This window comes from Pseudomonas sp. R43(2017) (assembly GCF_002112345.1).
Lineage (GTDB): Bacteria > Pseudomonadota > Gammaproteobacteria > Pseudomonadales > Pseudomonadaceae > Aquipseudomonas > Aquipseudomonas kribbensis.
In genome coordinates this window covers 1-15928 of the sequence record NZ_NEHJ01000007.1, presented here as the reverse complement: position 1 = coordinate 15928, position 15928 = coordinate 1, and the positions used below count along the sequence as shown (strand labels likewise).

10 protein-coding genes and 1 rRNA gene are annotated in these 15928 nt (G+C 60.3%); 2 read left to right on the top strand and 9 right to left on the bottom strand.

The window, feature by feature from the left end; all coding sequences use genetic code 11:
* Nucleotides 1–48 precede the first annotated feature (48 nt).
* A complete protein-coding gene (locus tag CAG02_RS19765) occupies nucleotides 49–393 on the top strand; it encodes a cupin domain-containing protein (protein WP_007953863.1) in 345 nt (114 codons plus the stop codon).
* A gap of 76 nt (nucleotides 394–469) precedes the next feature.
* Here CAG02_RS19765 and mmsB read toward each other — a convergent pair whose 3' ends face one another.
* Entirely contained in the window at nucleotides 470–1357 is an 888-nt protein-coding gene (gene mmsB / locus CAG02_RS19760) for a 3-hydroxyisobutyrate dehydrogenase (protein WP_085713193.1), read from the bottom strand.
* Nucleotides 1358–1366: 9 nt separating this feature from the next.
* Entirely contained in the window at nucleotides 1367–2893 is a 1527-nt protein-coding gene (locus tag CAG02_RS19755; protein ID WP_085607979.1) for a CoA-acylating methylmalonate-semialdehyde dehydrogenase, read from the bottom strand.
* 149 nt (nucleotides 2894–3042) lie between these two features.
* On the opposite strand from CAG02_RS19755, the gene CAG02_RS19750 reads away from it, so the two are divergent.
* Nucleotides 3043–3990 carry a LysR family transcriptional regulator gene (locus CAG02_RS19750; protein WP_085713192.1) on the top strand — a complete coding sequence of 316 codons (948 nt, stop codon included), beginning with the start codon at nucleotides 3043–3045 and terminating at the stop codon, nucleotides 3988–3990.
* On the opposite strand, the gene CAG02_RS19745 is transcribed toward CAG02_RS19750, so the two are convergent.
* From CAG02_RS19745 to rrf, 7 genes are all read right to left on the bottom strand, one after another.
* Nucleotides 3987–4487: an OmpA family protein gene (locus CAG02_RS19745; RefSeq protein WP_170931625.1), complete on the bottom strand. Its 501-nt coding sequence runs from the start codon at nucleotides 4485–4487 to the stop codon at nucleotides 3987–3989. The genes CAG02_RS19750 and CAG02_RS19745 overlap by 4 nt on opposite strands.
* Entirely contained in the window at nucleotides 4487–5755 is a 1269-nt protein-coding gene (locus CAG02_RS19740; protein ID WP_085713191.1) for a diguanylate cyclase domain-containing protein, read from the bottom strand. The genes CAG02_RS19745 and CAG02_RS19740 overlap by 1 nt, the downstream gene beginning before the upstream one ends.
* Nucleotides 5752–6327, bottom strand: a complete 576-nt coding sequence (locus CAG02_RS19735) for a YfiR family protein (protein WP_085713190.1) — start codon at nucleotides 6325–6327, stop codon at nucleotides 5752–5754. Before CAG02_RS19735 ends, CAG02_RS19740 begins: the two co-directional genes overlap by 4 nt.
* 119 nt (nucleotides 6328–6446) lie before the next feature.
* Nucleotides 6447–8552 carry an exodeoxyribonuclease V subunit alpha gene (gene recD, locus CAG02_RS19730; protein ID WP_085713189.1) on the bottom strand — a complete coding sequence of 702 codons (2106 nt, stop codon included), beginning with the start codon at nucleotides 8550–8552 and terminating at the stop codon, nucleotides 6447–6449.
* On the bottom strand, nucleotides 8549–12238 hold the full coding sequence (recB, locus tag CAG02_RS19725; protein ID WP_085713188.1) for an exodeoxyribonuclease V subunit beta: 3690 nt from the start codon (nucleotides 12236–12238) through the stop codon (nucleotides 8549–8551). Before recB ends, recD begins: the two co-directional genes overlap by 4 nt.
* On the bottom strand, nucleotides 12235–15687 hold the full coding sequence (recC, locus tag CAG02_RS19720; RefSeq protein WP_085713187.1) for an exodeoxyribonuclease V subunit gamma: 3453 nt from the start codon (nucleotides 15685–15687) through the stop codon (nucleotides 12235–12237). Before recC ends, recB begins: the two co-directional genes overlap by 4 nt.
* A 153-nt stretch (nucleotides 15688–15840) precedes the next feature.
* Nucleotides 15841–15928: ribosomal RNA gene (rrf, locus tag CAG02_RS19715) — 5S ribosomal RNA — on the bottom strand; the annotation flags it as partial.

Here is a 15928-nt window from a genome sequence, read left to right as displayed (position 1 = left end):
CACCCACGTTACGGTGGCGGCTCAAACTGCCTTTGACCTGGAGCCGTCATGCCCGCACCTATCACCGTTCTGCGCGACACCCATCCGCTGCCCGTACTCGACGCCTGCAAATGGGAGAAGCTCGAGGGCGACCCCCACACCGTCAACCTCAACGCCTACACCAGCGAAGACGGCAGCAAGATCATGGGCACCTGGATCTGCACGCCAGGCAAGTGGCGGGTGGATTACGTGAAGTGGGAGTACTGCCATTTCCAGGAAGGCTACTGCGTCATCACCCCGGACGGCATGGAGCCGATCCATCTGCGTGCCGGGGACATCTTCGTCGTCGAGCCAGGCATGAAGGGCACCTGGGAAGTGGTCGAGACCGTGCGCAAATATTTCGTGTTCGCCTGATACAAAAAAGCCGGGAAACCACCCGACGTGATTTCCCGGCAATACAGACCTGTGCCGAGCACAGGCCTGACGACATTTACTGCGGTTTGCGATAGCTGTTGATGATCGCCGAGAAGTCCTTGCCACCCTCTCCGCGCTGACTCATCGCCTGATACAACTGCTGCGCCACCGCGCCCAGCACCACCGGCTGATGGGCCTGACGCGCCGCTTCGGTCGCCAGCCCCAGATCCTTGAGCATCAGCTCGGCGCCGAAACCACCGGTGTAACCACGGGAGGCCGGGGCCGTTTCGACGATGCCCGGCCACGGGTTGTACATTTCCGAACTCCAGCAACGACCGGTCGAGCTGTTGATGATCCCGGCGAGCACACCGGTATCGATCCCCAGCGCATCGCCGAGGGCCATCGCCTCGCTGACGCCGACCATCGAAATAGCGAGCAGCAGGTTGTTGCAGATCTTGGCGATCTGCCCGGTGCCGACTTCACCGCAATGCACGATGTTACGGCCCATCTGCGCCAGCACCGGTTGCAGGGTGGCGAACAGTTCCGGGGTGGCGCCGACCATGAAGGTCAATGTACCTGCGGTGGCGCCGCCAGTACCGCCGGACACCGGCGCATCGGCCATGGCCACGCCTTGTTTGGCAGCGGCGGCTGCCACGTCGCGCGCAGTCTGCGGATCGATGGTGCTGCAATCCACCGCCGGCACACCTTTGCCGATCCCGGCCAGCACGCCGTCTTCACCGAGCCAGACGCTGCGTACATGCACGGCCGCCGGCAACATGGTGATCACCAGTTCTGCGTCCTCTGCAGCTTCGCGCGCCGAGGCGCGGATGGTGCCGCCCAATTGCTCGAGTTCCGCCAGCACGGTCTTGTTCAGATCCACCAGATTCAGCGAATGCCCGGCCTTGATCAGGTTGCGCGCCATCGGCGCGCCCATGTTGCCCAGACCGATAAATGCGATTTTCATGGCCATTCCTCAGCGCAGGTTAATGGTGGTGTTCACGCCGTCGTTGACGCTGTCGTCATCGAACCAGCGCGCCGTGACCGTTTTGGTCTGGGTGTAGAACTGCACCACTTGCTTGCCGTACGGGCCGAGGTCGCCGAGTTTCGAACCGCGCGAACCGGTGAAGCTGAAGAACGGTACCGGTACCGGAATCGGGATGTTGATGCCGACCTGGCCGACGTCGATTTCAGTCTGGAATTTACGTGCCGCTGCGCCGCTCTGGGTAAACAGGCCGGTGCCGTTGCCGAACGGGTTGGCGTTGACCAGCGCAATGGCCTGATCGAGGGTGTCGACTTCCAGCACCACCAGCACCGGGCCGAAGATTTCCTGGGTGTAGATCTGCATGTCGGTAGTCACGCCCGAGAACAGGGTCGGGCCGACGAAGTTGCCTTTCTCGTAGCCCGGCACGCTGATATCACGACCATCCAGCTCGAGTTTGGCGCCTTCCTTGATGCCGCTTTCGATCAGATCGAGAATCCGCGCCTTGGCCTTTTTCGAAATGACCGGGCCGACATCGGTGCCCGGCTCGTTGCCGGCGTTGACCTTGAGTTTCTGCGCCAGCGCTTTCAGATCCGGCAGCCACTGTTTGGCCGCGCCCACCAGCACCACCACCGAAGTAGCCATGCAGCGCTGACCGGCCGCACCGAAACCGGCGCCGACCAGGGCATTGAGCGCTTGCTCGCGATTGGCGTCCGGCAGCACCACGGCGTGGTTTTTCGCGCCCATCATCGATTGCACGCGTTTACCGTGTTTACCGGCCAGGTCATAAACGTGAGTGCCGACGGCGGTCGAACCGACGAACGAAACGGCCTTGATGTCCTTGTGAGTGCACAGGCCATCAACCACGTCCTTGCCACCGTGCACAACGTTGAGCACGCCCGCCGGGATGCCGGCTTCGATGGCCAGCTCCACCAGCAGCATCGTCGACAGCGGATCCTGTTCGGACGGTTTGAGCACGAAGGTGTTGCCGCAGGCGATGGCCATCGGGAACATCCACAGCGGAATCATTGCCGGGAAGTTGAACGGCGTGATGCCGGCGCAAACGCCGATCGGCTGGCGCAGGGTATAGGTGTCGACACCGCCGGCCACGTTCTCGGCGAACTCGCCCATTTGCAGGCTGCCGATGGAGCACGCGTGCTCGACCACTTCCAGGCCACGGAAAATATCGCCCTCGGCATCGGCAATCGTCTTGCCCTGCTCGGCGCTCAGTACCACGGCGATACGTTTGGAGTGTTCGCGGATCAGCGCCTGCAGCTTGAGCATGATGCGCATGCGTGCGCCGATCGGGGTGAGCTTCCAGGTCTGGAAGGCGCGCTGGGCGGCACTCACGGCAGCGTCGACTTCAGCGGCGGTTGCAAACGGGACTTTGGCCAACACCTGTTGGGTCGCCGGGTTGACGATGTCGTGCCACTCGGTGGTCTGCGATTCGACCCACTCGCCGTCGATCAGCAGCTTGACCTTCTGGACCGTGGTTTCGTTGGGCGTAAGCGATGCGTTCATGCTGGTCTCCAGAAATTGTTTTTATCTTGGGAGCCAAGGCGAAGGGTTCGCCTTGAGATGAGGCGTGTGTCACGAATTGGTTGTCGGACTGTTTTTGGAGTATAGATGTGCAAACTTCTAATAAGAACGCACATATAAGCCCGTCCATCATGCAAAAAAACATCACGTCTTTAGGCTCGCTGAACTGGGACGACCTCAAGTTTTTCCTCGAAGTCGCCCGTACCCGCAAGGCCAGCACCGCGGCCAAACGTCTGGCGGTGGACTACACAACCGTGTCGCGGCGGATCAGTTCACTTGAAGCGGCGCTCGGCACATTGCTGTTCGAGAAATCCCGCACCAGCGGTTTCGTGCTGACCGCCGAAGGCCAGCGCCTGCTGAGTTACGCCGAGTCGATCGAAAGCACGCTGCACATGGCCTGTGAGCAGGTGTCCGGCTCCGGCGTCGCACTGTCCGGACATGTGCGCATGGGCTGCACCGAGGGTTTCGGCAGCTTCTTCATCACCCCGCAACTGAGCCACTTCGTCGACGCCTACCCGGCGATCTCGGTGGACATCCTGCCGCTGCCGCACTTCATCAGCCTGTCCAAACGCGAAGCCGACATCGTCATCGCCCTCGAACGCCCGGAACACGGGCCGTACGTGTGCTGCAAACTCTGCGACTACCGCCTGCAGCTCTACGCGACCCAGGAATACCTCGACAAACATCCACCGATACGCCGCCCCGCCGACCTGGGCAAGCATCAATTCATCAGTTATGTGGATGACTTGGCGTTCAGCTCGGAGCTACTGTATCTGGCAAACGTGGTGCCAAGCGCCAGCGCGAACTTGCGCAGTACCAGCGTGATCGCGCAATTCGTGGCGGCGCAGCAGGGGCGTTCGCTGGCGATTCTGCCGTGCTTCCTCGCGGCCCAGGATCCGCGCCTGTTGCCGGTGTTGCCGGAGGAAATCGACATCACCCGGCAGTTCTGGATGTACTGCCGGGAGGATCTGCGCAAGCTCAAGCGGATCACCCTGTTGTGGGATTACATCCGCGAAGTGACCGAGCGCAATCAGGGTCTGCTGATGGGGCAGACGCGGGAGATGCAGTTCGCCGACTAGTCGGCGCTAACGACGATCGACACCCGGCGGTTTTCGGTGCGGCCGGCGGCGGTGTCGTTGGAGGCCACCGGTTCGCGGCTGCCGAGGCCTTGCAGCTGGATATTCTCTTCTTTCATGCCGACCGAGGTCAGCACTTTGCCCACACTTTTTGCCCGGCGCAGAGACAGCTGCTGGTTGTAGGCTTCCTTGCCCGAAGCGTCGGTATGACCATCCACGCGAACCCGTTCGATGCCTACACCCAACAAGGCCTTGCCGATACGTTCGACGATCTCGGTACTTTGCTTGTTCAGGCTTTCGATGTCGCTGCCAAACAGCACTTTGCCCGAAAGGCCGAACTCCCAGCCGTCGTCGGTCAGTTCAAAACCTTGCTGCTTGAGCACGGCAATCTGTGCCGGTGTCAGGCCTTTTTGCGGTGCGGTCTGGCAACCGGTCAGGGCCAGCATGGCGGTCAGTAACAGGGTGGAAAACAGTCGAAAGGACATTGAGAACACGGGCATCAGCTCCTGGTTTGAACGGGATCGACCGGGTGCTCCGACCCGGCGGTGAATTGGGCGCCGCGGGACAGGCGCTTGGCTTGATACATCGCGGCGTCGGCCGCATCGAGCAAGGTGCCGGGCGTGGCGCCATGGTCGGGGTAAACCGCAATGCCGATACTGAGCGAGGTCACCACACTGGTGTCGCCCGGCAATGCAATCGGGGTGTCCATGCTGGCGAGAATCTTGTCGGCAATGCGCTCGGCGTCTTCGGTCTTGTGCAACGGCGTCAACAGCACGGCAAATTCATCGCCGCCCAGACGCGCCACCAGATCCTCTTCGCGCAGCTGCGCCCGCACCCGGTTCGCGACCGCCACCAGCACCGCATCGCCGGCCGCATGGCCAAAATTGTCATTGATCTCCTTGAAACGATCACTGTCCAGAAACAGCACTGCTGCGCGCTCGTTGAGTTTGTTGGCACTGCGCAATGCACGAATCAGGCGCCCTTCGAAAAACGCCCGGTTGGGCAGTCCCGTGAGGCTGTCGTGAGTGGCCTGGTGGGCAAGGGTTTCGTTCTCGTTTTGCAGGTGGGTCTGCCACGACTCCAGCTCATCGAGCAAAGCGTTGAAGTCGTTGCCGAGGTTGTGGAGCTCGGCGATTTTCGCCGGTGGCACCCGCCGGTCCAGTGCCCGTTCGCTGCGGGCGGCGTGGGCCACCCCCGCCAGGCTGTGCAGCGGGCCGATGATCCCCCGCAACTGACGGCGCGCCAGATAAAGCGCCACCCAGGCGCTGATCGCCGTGCAGAGAATAATGCCCGCCAGACCGCTCAACAGAAACTGCATCAGACTGCCGCCGTGACCGATCAACAGGATCCGGCCGATCTCGCGATCCTGGTGCAGGATCGGCAGACTGATCGGTTTTTCCAGCACTATCCGTGTGATCTGCATTTCCAGCCCGGAAAACAAACCGTTTTCCGGACGCTGCCATCGCGCCAACAACTGACCCTGGCTGTCCAGCACCTGCGCGTCTGCCACCTCTTCGGTCGAGGCGATCAACGCCAGCGCCTCCGTCGCGGCAGGCTTGTCGTTGAACACCACCGCCGCTTCCACGGTGTAACTGATCGAACGAGCGATCAAGTGCAGGTTGTGATCGGCATAGACCCGCAGCGCCAAAACGCCGAGCAGGGTCAGGGACACACTGGCCATCGCCACGGCAACCAGCGCGACGATCAAGTGCCCGCGACCGATGACCGAACCCAGGGTCGGACGCCCTGTGGATTTGTCGCGTCTCATGGAGCCGCCGGCTTGCGGCGCGACAACTGCAGCACGCTAGGATGAATGCGCACGCCGCTGCGGGCGACGGAGTCGAGATTGACCTCGAACGACACCTGTTCGTCACCGACTCGCAGGCAGAACAGGCTGCCGACCGTGCATTGATCGCCGCCCTCGCTGATGCTCAATATTGGGTGACCGATCAGCGAAGCGAACAGACGGCTGCGTTCATCGGCGGTGAGCTTGCCGATATACACCGCATCGCACTCGCTGACGATGGACGGGTTATCGGCCAAGAGGCGACGCACCGTGACAGGCCGGCCCGTAGCCTGGGTCGTGCCTTTCACCAGATCGTCGGTGTATTCGGTGGGACCGACGATGCACAGGCGCAACTGCGCAGGCTCGACCGGCCAACGGGCGTAACTGAGGATGCCAAGGACTACCTGAGTGACGGATTTGGCCCGTTGTTCAGCCATACCGACCGGTGTTTGCGGCTGGGCAGCAACCCCGCCTGTGAGCAAACAGAGCAGAACGGCAAGCAACGCTCGCTTGCTGCCAACTACGCGCTCTGTCGCCCAGACAGCCAGCTTCATGCAGGGATTCTCTTGGATCGTTACGAAATGATGCCGCAACGATAGCACAGCGTTGGAACGCCAGCGATACAGCCCCCTCTGACCGGTCGGTCAGATAACGCCGGCAATCACTGGCAACTTCACCCTCGAAGCGCCGCGCCTTCCTCCAGTTCCAGCATCAAACCGCTCAAGCGCTTGACCTTGCGCTGCACCGCTTCCTCGAATACCCCGGCTCGCGGTTCGATCAAGGTGAACCAGTGTTTGGCTCGGGTAATGCCGGTGTAAATCAGCTCTTTGGTCAATACCGGATTCAGAGCGTCGGGAAGGATCAACGCGGTATGGGCAAACTCCGAGCCTTGCGACTTGTGCACCGTCATGGCGTACACGGTTTCAACATCATTAAGCCGGCTCGGCAACACAAACCGCACCCCTCCGCGCCCATCGTTACGCGGGAACGCCACCCGCAGCACCGGTTCACCGGCGTTCGGTCCATCTCGTTCGGGCAGTTTTAGAGCGATACCGATATCACCGTTCATCAACCCCAGGCCATAGTCATTGCGGGTCATCAGGACCGGACGGCCTTCATACCACTGCTGGTCGCTGTCGATCAGCCGCGCCTTGAGCAGTGCTTCGGTGATACGCAGGTTCAGCCCCTCGACACCCCACGGCCCTTTGCGCACGGCGCACAGTAACTGGAAAGTATCGAACGCCTGCAAGACTGCTCGCGCCCAATCGAGCCAACCGGGATTTTCAAGTGGGGCACCGGCAGGCGGGCGCTGATTGCGCAAGACGCTCAGGTAATGCCGATAACCATGGGGCCCCTCGCCATGCCCGTCCAGAACAAGGCGTTCCAGTGCATGGTCATGCTCTCCCTTGAGTGCCAGCGAATACACGTCGTCATGGCTTCGCGCTGCCAGCAAGTGACGAGCTTCATCTGGCCGTTGTTGATTCACCCGGCGCGCAAGCTGGCCGATGCCACTGCCCTCGCCGAAACGCCGCGAGTGACGCAACATCACCACTTGCTGTGCCAGCGGATGCGTACCGTCGGAGTCTTCGTGCAAACCGGCGTCCTGCAAGGACTCCCCGCTCACGGACTCCAGCCACTTACGCGTCTGCGGACTGTACCAACCCGCCTCGGCATCACGACACAGATCCCCCAGCACCGCACCGGCCTCGACAGAGGCCAGTTGATCCTTGTCGCCCAGCAACACCAGACGAGCATGTGAAGGCAACGCATCAAGCAGGTTGGCCATCATTTCCAGGTCGATCATGGACGCTTCATCGACCACCAGCACATCCAGTGGCAGGCGGTTACCCGCGTGATGGCGGAAGTGTCGAGTGCCGGGACGACTGCCGAGCAGGCGGTGAACGGTAGTCACCTCGGAAGGAATCTTCTCCCGAACGGCTTCGGCAACCTCCAGCGATTGCACTTGCTGGCTGATGGACTCGGTCAGCCGCGCTGCCGCTTTACCCGTAGGTGCGGCCAGGCGAATGCGCAAAGGCTGACCGGCTTCGACCGCCGGAGCCTGAAGCAACGCCAGCAAACGCACGACCGTGGTGGTCTTGCCGGTGCCCGGCCCGCCCGTGACGATGCTGAAGGCACCTCGGGTCGCCAGTGCGCAGGCGAGTTTCTGCCAGTCGATCGCACCGGATGTCTTTGCCGATCCGAATAACTCGCCCAGTCGCTGCGACAGATCACCCGGCGTCGCTTCATGCTCTGCCAAACGTAGGCGCAATGCCGTGTCGATACGTCGTTCATAGGCCCAGTACCGGCGCAGGTACAGGCGTTTACCGGACAGCACCAGAGGGCATTGCCGTGCAGACTCACTCTCGTCGGCAGCCAGCGCCACCAGAGGGCTGCCGGCCAGCACTTTGCACCAGTGCGCGCCGTCAAGTGATTCAAGCAATTGCGATGGCAACAACACACCGGATTGCGCATCACCTTCAGGTGGCAGGGACAGGGCAAAGTCAGGAGCCTTGAGGGTTTCAAACAAATCCAGGCACACATGACCATGACCGAGCTGGTGACTGGTCAAAGCGGAGGCAAGCAGAACCAGCGGGTCGACGTCTGGCACCAACTCATGAAGAAACGTCACGAATGCCTTGTCCAGTGCCCGCAGCCACCCTCGCTCTACCCAGTGGGTCAGTAACTGCAGCAAGTCCTCGGCCTGCATCAGGGGCATCAGTCGAGCAAGACTGTCTGCATCCAGCGCAATCGGCGACAAGTGCGCGAAGGTGCGGCTCATAGCAATTCTCCCTGTTCCCATACCGGCTCGGATTTCGGTTCCGGTTTGCCCTGGAACATCCGGTCCAGACGCTCGATCAGCTCCCGTGGCGGCCGCGCGAAATACACGCCACCGCTGTCTGCCCGTGTACCCCGCAGGAACAGATACAGCGCACCACCCACGTGCCGGTCGTAATCGTAATCGGCGAGACGGGCCTTGAGCTGACGATGCAGTGCCAGCAGGTACAGCACGTATTGCAGGTCGTAGCGGTTTTCCAGAATCGACTGTTCCATGGCCTGCTCGGTGTAGGCGGCATCATCGACGCCCAGCCAGTTGGATTTGTAGTCCGCCACGTAGTAACGACCATCATGCTCAAAGGTCAGGTCGATGAAGCCTTTGAACATGCCGTTGAGTTGCACGGCCTCGGCGGCAACCCTGGAAACGCCGTTGTGGGTGAACTTGCGTACCTGCTCGTCGAGTCTGACGACATCGACCTTGTGGCTGGCGAACCAGAACTCCATCTCGACCCGATACTGTTTCAGTTGCTCCAGCACGACTGAAGGTCGACCGGCGCCTGCCGGCATCGGCGATTTGAGCAGATGCCGCAACCAGTCGCTGAGAGTCGTGATCCAGCCTTCCCAGCCACGACGATTGCAGCGCCGGGCGATCGCGTCTTCCAGCGACTCGCGCGAAACCGCGAAACCTTCATCACCTGCCCATTCGAGCAATCCATGGAGAAACGTCCCCGGATTCGGCCCTCGGGGGAAACGATGAATCTCGGCGCCCCCCGGAATGATCTCGCGGGGGGCATCGGGTTCGAGGCGCTCGTCGTCGAACAGTTTCTGCGCTTGCGGACTGTCCGGTGCCTCATCACTGCCGACGCTCAACACATCACTGATGCGCAATGCGCTATAGGAGGCGATCCACCAGTTTTCGCTGGCCCTGCGCTTGGGTATCAACGTGGCACTTGGGGTCGCTTCATTGCGTGGTGGCTGGTAGAGCTCGCTGGTCGCCAGCGGCATTTCAAGAACGCTCAGTGCAGGACAATACTGTTGCAGATCGTCCAGCCAACGAGTCAAACCGCTGGACTCGCTCAGTGACGCGCCACCACCCAGCAGATAGCCAAGTGCCGAGAGATGCAGAACCGAACTGTTGTTATTGCCGCGTTTAAGGTCCGTAACACCAAGCCAGCAAGCATGTTGTGCCCGGGTCAGCGCGACGTAGAGCAAACGCAGATCCTCCGCCAGACGTTCATTGTCGGCCAGGGCAATCAGCTCCGCATCCGGTTTGAGACTGACCTGAGCCTTGCCGGATGCATCGTGGTAATGCAACGGCAGCCGGCTGCCGTCCACGGGTTTGGCCGAGCAGATGAAGGGCAGAAACACCAACGGATACTCAAGCCCCTTGGACTTGTGGATCGTCACGACCTTGACCAGTTGCTCGTCGCTTTCAAGGCGCAGGATTTGCTCCTCACCCGCCTGACCGGACAACGCAAGGTGCTCGGCCAAATGACGGATCAGCGCCTGCTCGCCATCCAGTTCGGAGGCCGCCTGCTGCAACAACTCCGACAGGTGCAACAGGTTAGTCAGCACCCGCTCACCATCACTGCGAGCGATCAGGGTTTGCGGTAGATGAAAGTCATGCAGAAATCGCCGCAACATCGGCAGCACGCCTTGTTTGCGCCAGATCTCGCGATAAGCCCGAAACTGCATGACTCGTCCTTCCCAGACCAACTCATCCTGATTCAGGCGTTCGAGTTCAGCCAACGGCAGATTCAAGGTAATGCAGGCCAAGGCTGCCTTTAGCGAGCGCTCGACATCCGGCTCGGCACAGGCCTTGAGCCAGGCCAGCAGGTCATGGGCCTCCTGGGCCGCGAAGACTGAATCCTTGTCCGACAGATAGACGCTGCGCACCCCACGGGCGGCAAGCTCACCGCGTATCGCTTGAGCCTCCTTGCCATCGCGCACCAGAATTGCGATGTCCGCCGGCTGCAGCCCGCGAAAATCCTTGCCTTCCTGGGCGAAACCCGCGCTACCGGCTTGTCCGCCATTGAGCAGGGCAGTGATTTCACTGGCGCAGGCCGCCGCCAACTGCTGGCGGTAGACCGCACCGGAGACTGGCTGCTCTGTAGATAAACGCCAGATGTTCAGCGCCGGCACGTCTTGCCCGGAAATCAGTAAATGCTCCTTGCGCCCCTGAGAATCCACAGGCTGAAACGGCACCGGGTTGTCACCGTCTTTCTCTCGAAACAGAAACGCACCGCGCCCCTGTTCACGGGACTCGGCGCGCTCGAACACCTGGTTTACTGCGCGGACCATCCCATGGCTGGAGCGAAAGTTCGTACCCAGCGTATGCAGTCGCCCTGCGGTGGCTATTCGCGCGCGCAGGTAGGTGTAGATGTCCGCGCCACGAAAGGCATAGATCGCTTGCTTGGGATCTCCGATCAGAAACAGTCCGGTCTCGGGATTGTTTTCCTCGATGCGATAGATGTTCTCGAAGATCCGGTACTGCACCGGATCCGTGTCCTGGAATTCGTCGATCAGGGCGACCGGAAACTGCTCGCGGATAAGCGTGGCGAGGCGCTCGCCGCCTTCGGATCGCAACGCGGCGTCAAGGCGCAGCAGCATGTCATCGAAGCCCATTTCGGCACGTCTGCGCTTCTCTTCCTCAAAGCGCGCACCTACCCATTTGGCGGCGTGCTGCAACACAGCCGCGTCAGGCGTCGGCAGCCCGTCGAGACTCGACTTGAGCCTCGACATCGCGTCCAGTCCCGGATGACTCGGGGGCTCGCCTTTCCAGGCTTCGGCCATGCCGTCCGGCGTCAGCCGAGTAAATCCGGTACCGATATCCAGTTGTTCCAGTGACTCGTCTTCAGCCCAGGTCTTGAGTTTCTCGAACCAGGGCTCGAAGTAGCGGGCCTGCATCTTGCGTCCGTCGACTGTCTTGCTGGCAACACCCTGATGACAAATGACGAGCAATTCTTCCGCCCACTGCTGCCAGGGCTTTTTCAATTCAACCAATGCTGCGCGGCGTTCCAGCAGGCACTCGTCGATCAGTTCGGCCGGAGATCTGTCTTCCTTGCCGTCACGTTCAGTGCCGAAGAGAGCACGTACACGAGGCAACAGGGCGGCCGGACCTCCCCAGTTAGTACGAACCCAATTCAGGGCATCCCCCTGCATCGGATAGCAGAACAGGCGCCAGTAATCACGGAGCACTTCGCCGAGCAGATCGCTGTGATCGGTTTCCAGAGACTGGGTAAACAGACTGCCGCTGTCGAATGCGTGTTCGCGCAGCATTCGCTGACACCAGCTGTGGATCGTCGAGACCGCAGCCTCGTCCATCCATTGCGCGGCGATATCCAGGCGATTGGCGCAACCGGGCCATTGCTGAGGATCGAACTGCGCGCGCAGCTCATCGATCAACGTATCAGGGGGTGGCGTCTCGTCACGGAAGAAGCGTGCGGCCTCGGCCAGACGTGTGCGGATGCGCTCGCGCAACTCCTTGGTTGCCGCATCGGTGAAGGTCACTACAAGAATCTGCGGTGGCAACAACTCGCGACCGAAGCCGCTCGCCTCACTTCCGTGGCCGAGGATCAGGCGCAGATACAACGCGGAGATGGTGAACGTCTTGCCGGTGCCCGCACTGGCCTCGATCAGTTGGCTGCCCTTCAATGGAAACGCCAGGGCAAGTGGCTGCTTTGTACTCATGAACGTACCCCCTCGCTGGCCAATGACTGCCAAGGGGCTTCGAGCACCGGGCGGTATAGAGCGTTACACCAATCGGGGAATGTCTCCCCGACCAGCAAAGCATCGTAATCCGGGAACTGCCGCGCCAATGCGGGGCTTTCGCGTCTCTCGCCTTCGCTGGTCTGGCCATCACCTTCATAGGCTTTGCGTGCAGCGGCTTCGGCCTTCAGCGGGTCGCTCTGGCCCAGCCATGCAAAAGCGGTTTTCACCGCAACCGGAAGTGGCTGGCGCATTCCTGACTGCCAGGCGAGCAGCAGGTCTTCGAGTACCCGCCACGCCCGATCCTGCTCCATGGGTTCAAGCAAGAGAGTGTCGTCGCTGGCGACCAGTGCAGTGGTCAAGGACAGTCCACTCGCACAAGCGACCAGATGATCGACCCACGGTTTGATCAGACGGTGCCATTTGCGGTTCTTGATTGAACCGATGCTGTTGGGGATAGTCGTCACCGACAGCACACCGCCATCGGCGCGTTGATGCAACCCTCCAAGCCACCCTTCCAGGCGCAATCCCTGCCATTCAAGATTGATCGGGATCGCACTGGTCAGCGGAGTCGGCCAAAGCGTCAGCAGTTGTTGATAGCGTTGCAGCAAATCAGGAAGCGGTTCGATCAGCTCTCGTTGCAGGCACTCTCCGAATCCCGCCATGGGCAGCAGCCCACTGTTTTGCAGGCGCCGGGCCTGAGCTTCAAGCGCCTGATCAACACTCTCCGGATGCCTCAAGGCCGCGTCGAGCAAGCTGCTGCTGAGGGTATATCGCTGCAAGGCATCCAGCACAAAGGGCTCTTCATCGGCTTGAGGTACTTGTGCCGCTTCGAAGTAAACCTTCAAGCGTTGAGTGAAAAAGTGTCGAACCGGGTTACGCAGAAAATCCTGCAGCAGTGCAAGGCCGAGCGGCTCCTCCTGAACATGGGGTTCAAGCATTCCTTTCACTTCAGCAGGCTCATGAAGTTGATGCAGCACCTGCCATTCATTGGCATAGCTGAACAGCTCATCACCGTCATGGAAGTAACGTGAACTGAAAGGCTGCAGCGGGTGCTCCTGGGTCATGGCATGCAACAGATCCGAGTTTTCAGCAGTCGTTCGCCAACCATTGGCGAGATGATCGCGCAACTGACCGATCAGCACCGAGGGTGGCCGTTCACTGTTGTCACGAATGCTGCGTCCAACCCAACTGATGTAGAGCTGATGGCGAGCAGACAGCAGTGCTTCGAGCAACAGATAGCGATCATCTTCACGACGGGAGCGATCTCCCGGCCGGTAATCGCTGCCCATGAGGTCGAAGTCCAACGGTGGTTGTGCCCGGGGATAATCGCCGTCGTTCATGCCCAGCAGACAAACCAGCTTGAAGGGAATTGCCCGCATCGGCATCAGGGTACAGAAGTTCACCGAACCGGCCAGGAAGCGTTGGGACAAACGCCCCTGATCCAGCCCGGCCAGCCAGGCCTCGCGAACAACGGTCAGCGGTAATTCGTCTTCCAGTCCGACAGACTCACAGGTCTCCAGCCATGTCTCGCGCAGCTCCTCAAGCTGAGTCAGCAAGTAGTCGTCATGCTCGTTGCTCGCGTTGAAAAACAACTGAATCAGTACCTGTAATCGACTCCCCCACTCTTGAGGTTTCGCAGGTTTGAGCAATTGCTGGTGCGAGTACTCCAAGGCATCCAGCAAGGCGGACAGAGGACCGATCAGCGCAGCATCGAGGCCGCCAATTTCGTCGTAGGGCTCAATGCCCCCGCAGGCACTGGAATCGCCAACCGCATATCCGAGGAGCATCCGCTTCAGGCCGAAACGCCAGCTGTTCTGCTCCAGTTCATTTGGCAACCCCAGTCCGGCACGCTGGTCAGCGTCCATCCCCCAACGCACCCCGGCGCCTTCGATCCAGCGATGCAGTGTCGGCAGGTCCCGCTCCTCCACCCCGAACCGTGTGCGTAACGCCGGCACATCGAGCAAGTCGAGGATTTCACTGACGGGGAAACGACTATCGGGCAGCTTGAGCAGATGTTCGACGGCGATCAGCAATGGGTCGCGACCGCGTTGCCCCTGGTCGGCCAGCGTGAAAGGAATGAACCGTGGATCATGACGATCCAGCTGTCCGAACACTGCACGGACGTGCGGCGCATAACTGTCGATGTCGGGCACCATCACGATTACATCGCGGGGGCGCAGTTCAGGATCGGCGCTGAATCGAGCCAGGAGCTGATCGTGGAGAATCTCCACTTCGCGCTGCGCACTATGGGCAATGTGGAATCGAATCGATTGATCCTGCTTCAGATCGATCTTAGGCCAGAGCTCACGCGTCTCGCTGAGCGGGCGCAGCTCCAGAATGTCGTCCTGCAGTTGATTGAGCATGTTTTGCGGGATTGTTTCGCTGAACAGATCGATACGACCATTGCGAAATGCCGCGCGATAGCTGCCGGGGTCGTCATAGCTGTCGAGCAGATTGATGTAGTCACGACCTTGCTTGCCCCAGGCGGCAAGCAGCGGATGGGCGTGTTGATGCAGTGACTCCGGATCCAGCGCTACGGGCATGCCGCTCTTGCGAGCCTGACGCTTGTATTGATGACGCAACAGATCCTTGTCGGCAACGATATCGGCCCAATGATAACGGCAAGGATTGTGTACGCAGAGCAGGACCTGGCTGAAGCGGGCCAGCCCAGCCAATGCTTCGAGTACTTGTGCAGGCAGTGAGGAAATTCCGAAAACGATTACCCGTGACGGCAAGCCTGTCGGTGCTTTTTCAAGGTTGTTGATGCACTCGATGAATCGCTGGTGCACGCCCGCACGGCTTTGAGCCATACCTTGTTCACCGACATCCTCAAGCAATGCGCGCCACAACTCCGCCTGCCAGCAACTGGTGATGGGCAGTGGTTTTATTTCGCCTCTGACATTTCGTAGTTGATGTCGCCCCTCGGCCCAATCCTCGAGCCAGTCGGCACGGTACACCTGATACTGATCGAACAGATCCGCCAGTCGCTCGGACAACTGGTAGCGCTTGCGCAAGTCGGTGTCATGGGTCAGAAATCGTTGCAGGGGTTCGAAATGCGGCAAGTCGATGACCTGCGGTAACAAGCGCATCAGGCGCCAGGTCAGAGGGGCCTTGTCGAGCAAGGACTTGGCCGGAATCTCATCTCGTCCCAGAACCATGCGGTAAAGCTGCCACATGAAACTGCCCGGCAACTGCACATCAATTGCCGCGGCAATACCGCAGCCACCCAAATCATCCTCTTCAGGATCCTCTGCCAGTGCCAGCTTGAGCCATTGGGCGATGCCGTTGCTCTGCACAAGCGCAATTTCGTTTTCCAGAGGAGCCAGCGGATAACGCCGCATGATGCTGATCACAAGGCTGCGCAGTTCGTCCAGACTGTTGCTCTGAACCACCATGAATGCAGCGTTGAGGGACTGTGTGTCCGGCATGAGGCTTCCTTGGAAAAATACAAAAGCTAGGGCTGAACCTTAGCATTGTCGGTTGGTAAGGGCAGCCGCAAGGCGTCTGAGAATGCTGTACGAACTTTCCTGCGGGCAAAACAAAACCCCAACTGCTTTCGCAATTGGGGTTTCGGAATTTAATCTTGACGATGACCTACTCTCACATGGGGAAACCCCACACTACCATCGGCGATGCATCGTTTCACTTCTGAGTTCGGGATGGGATCAG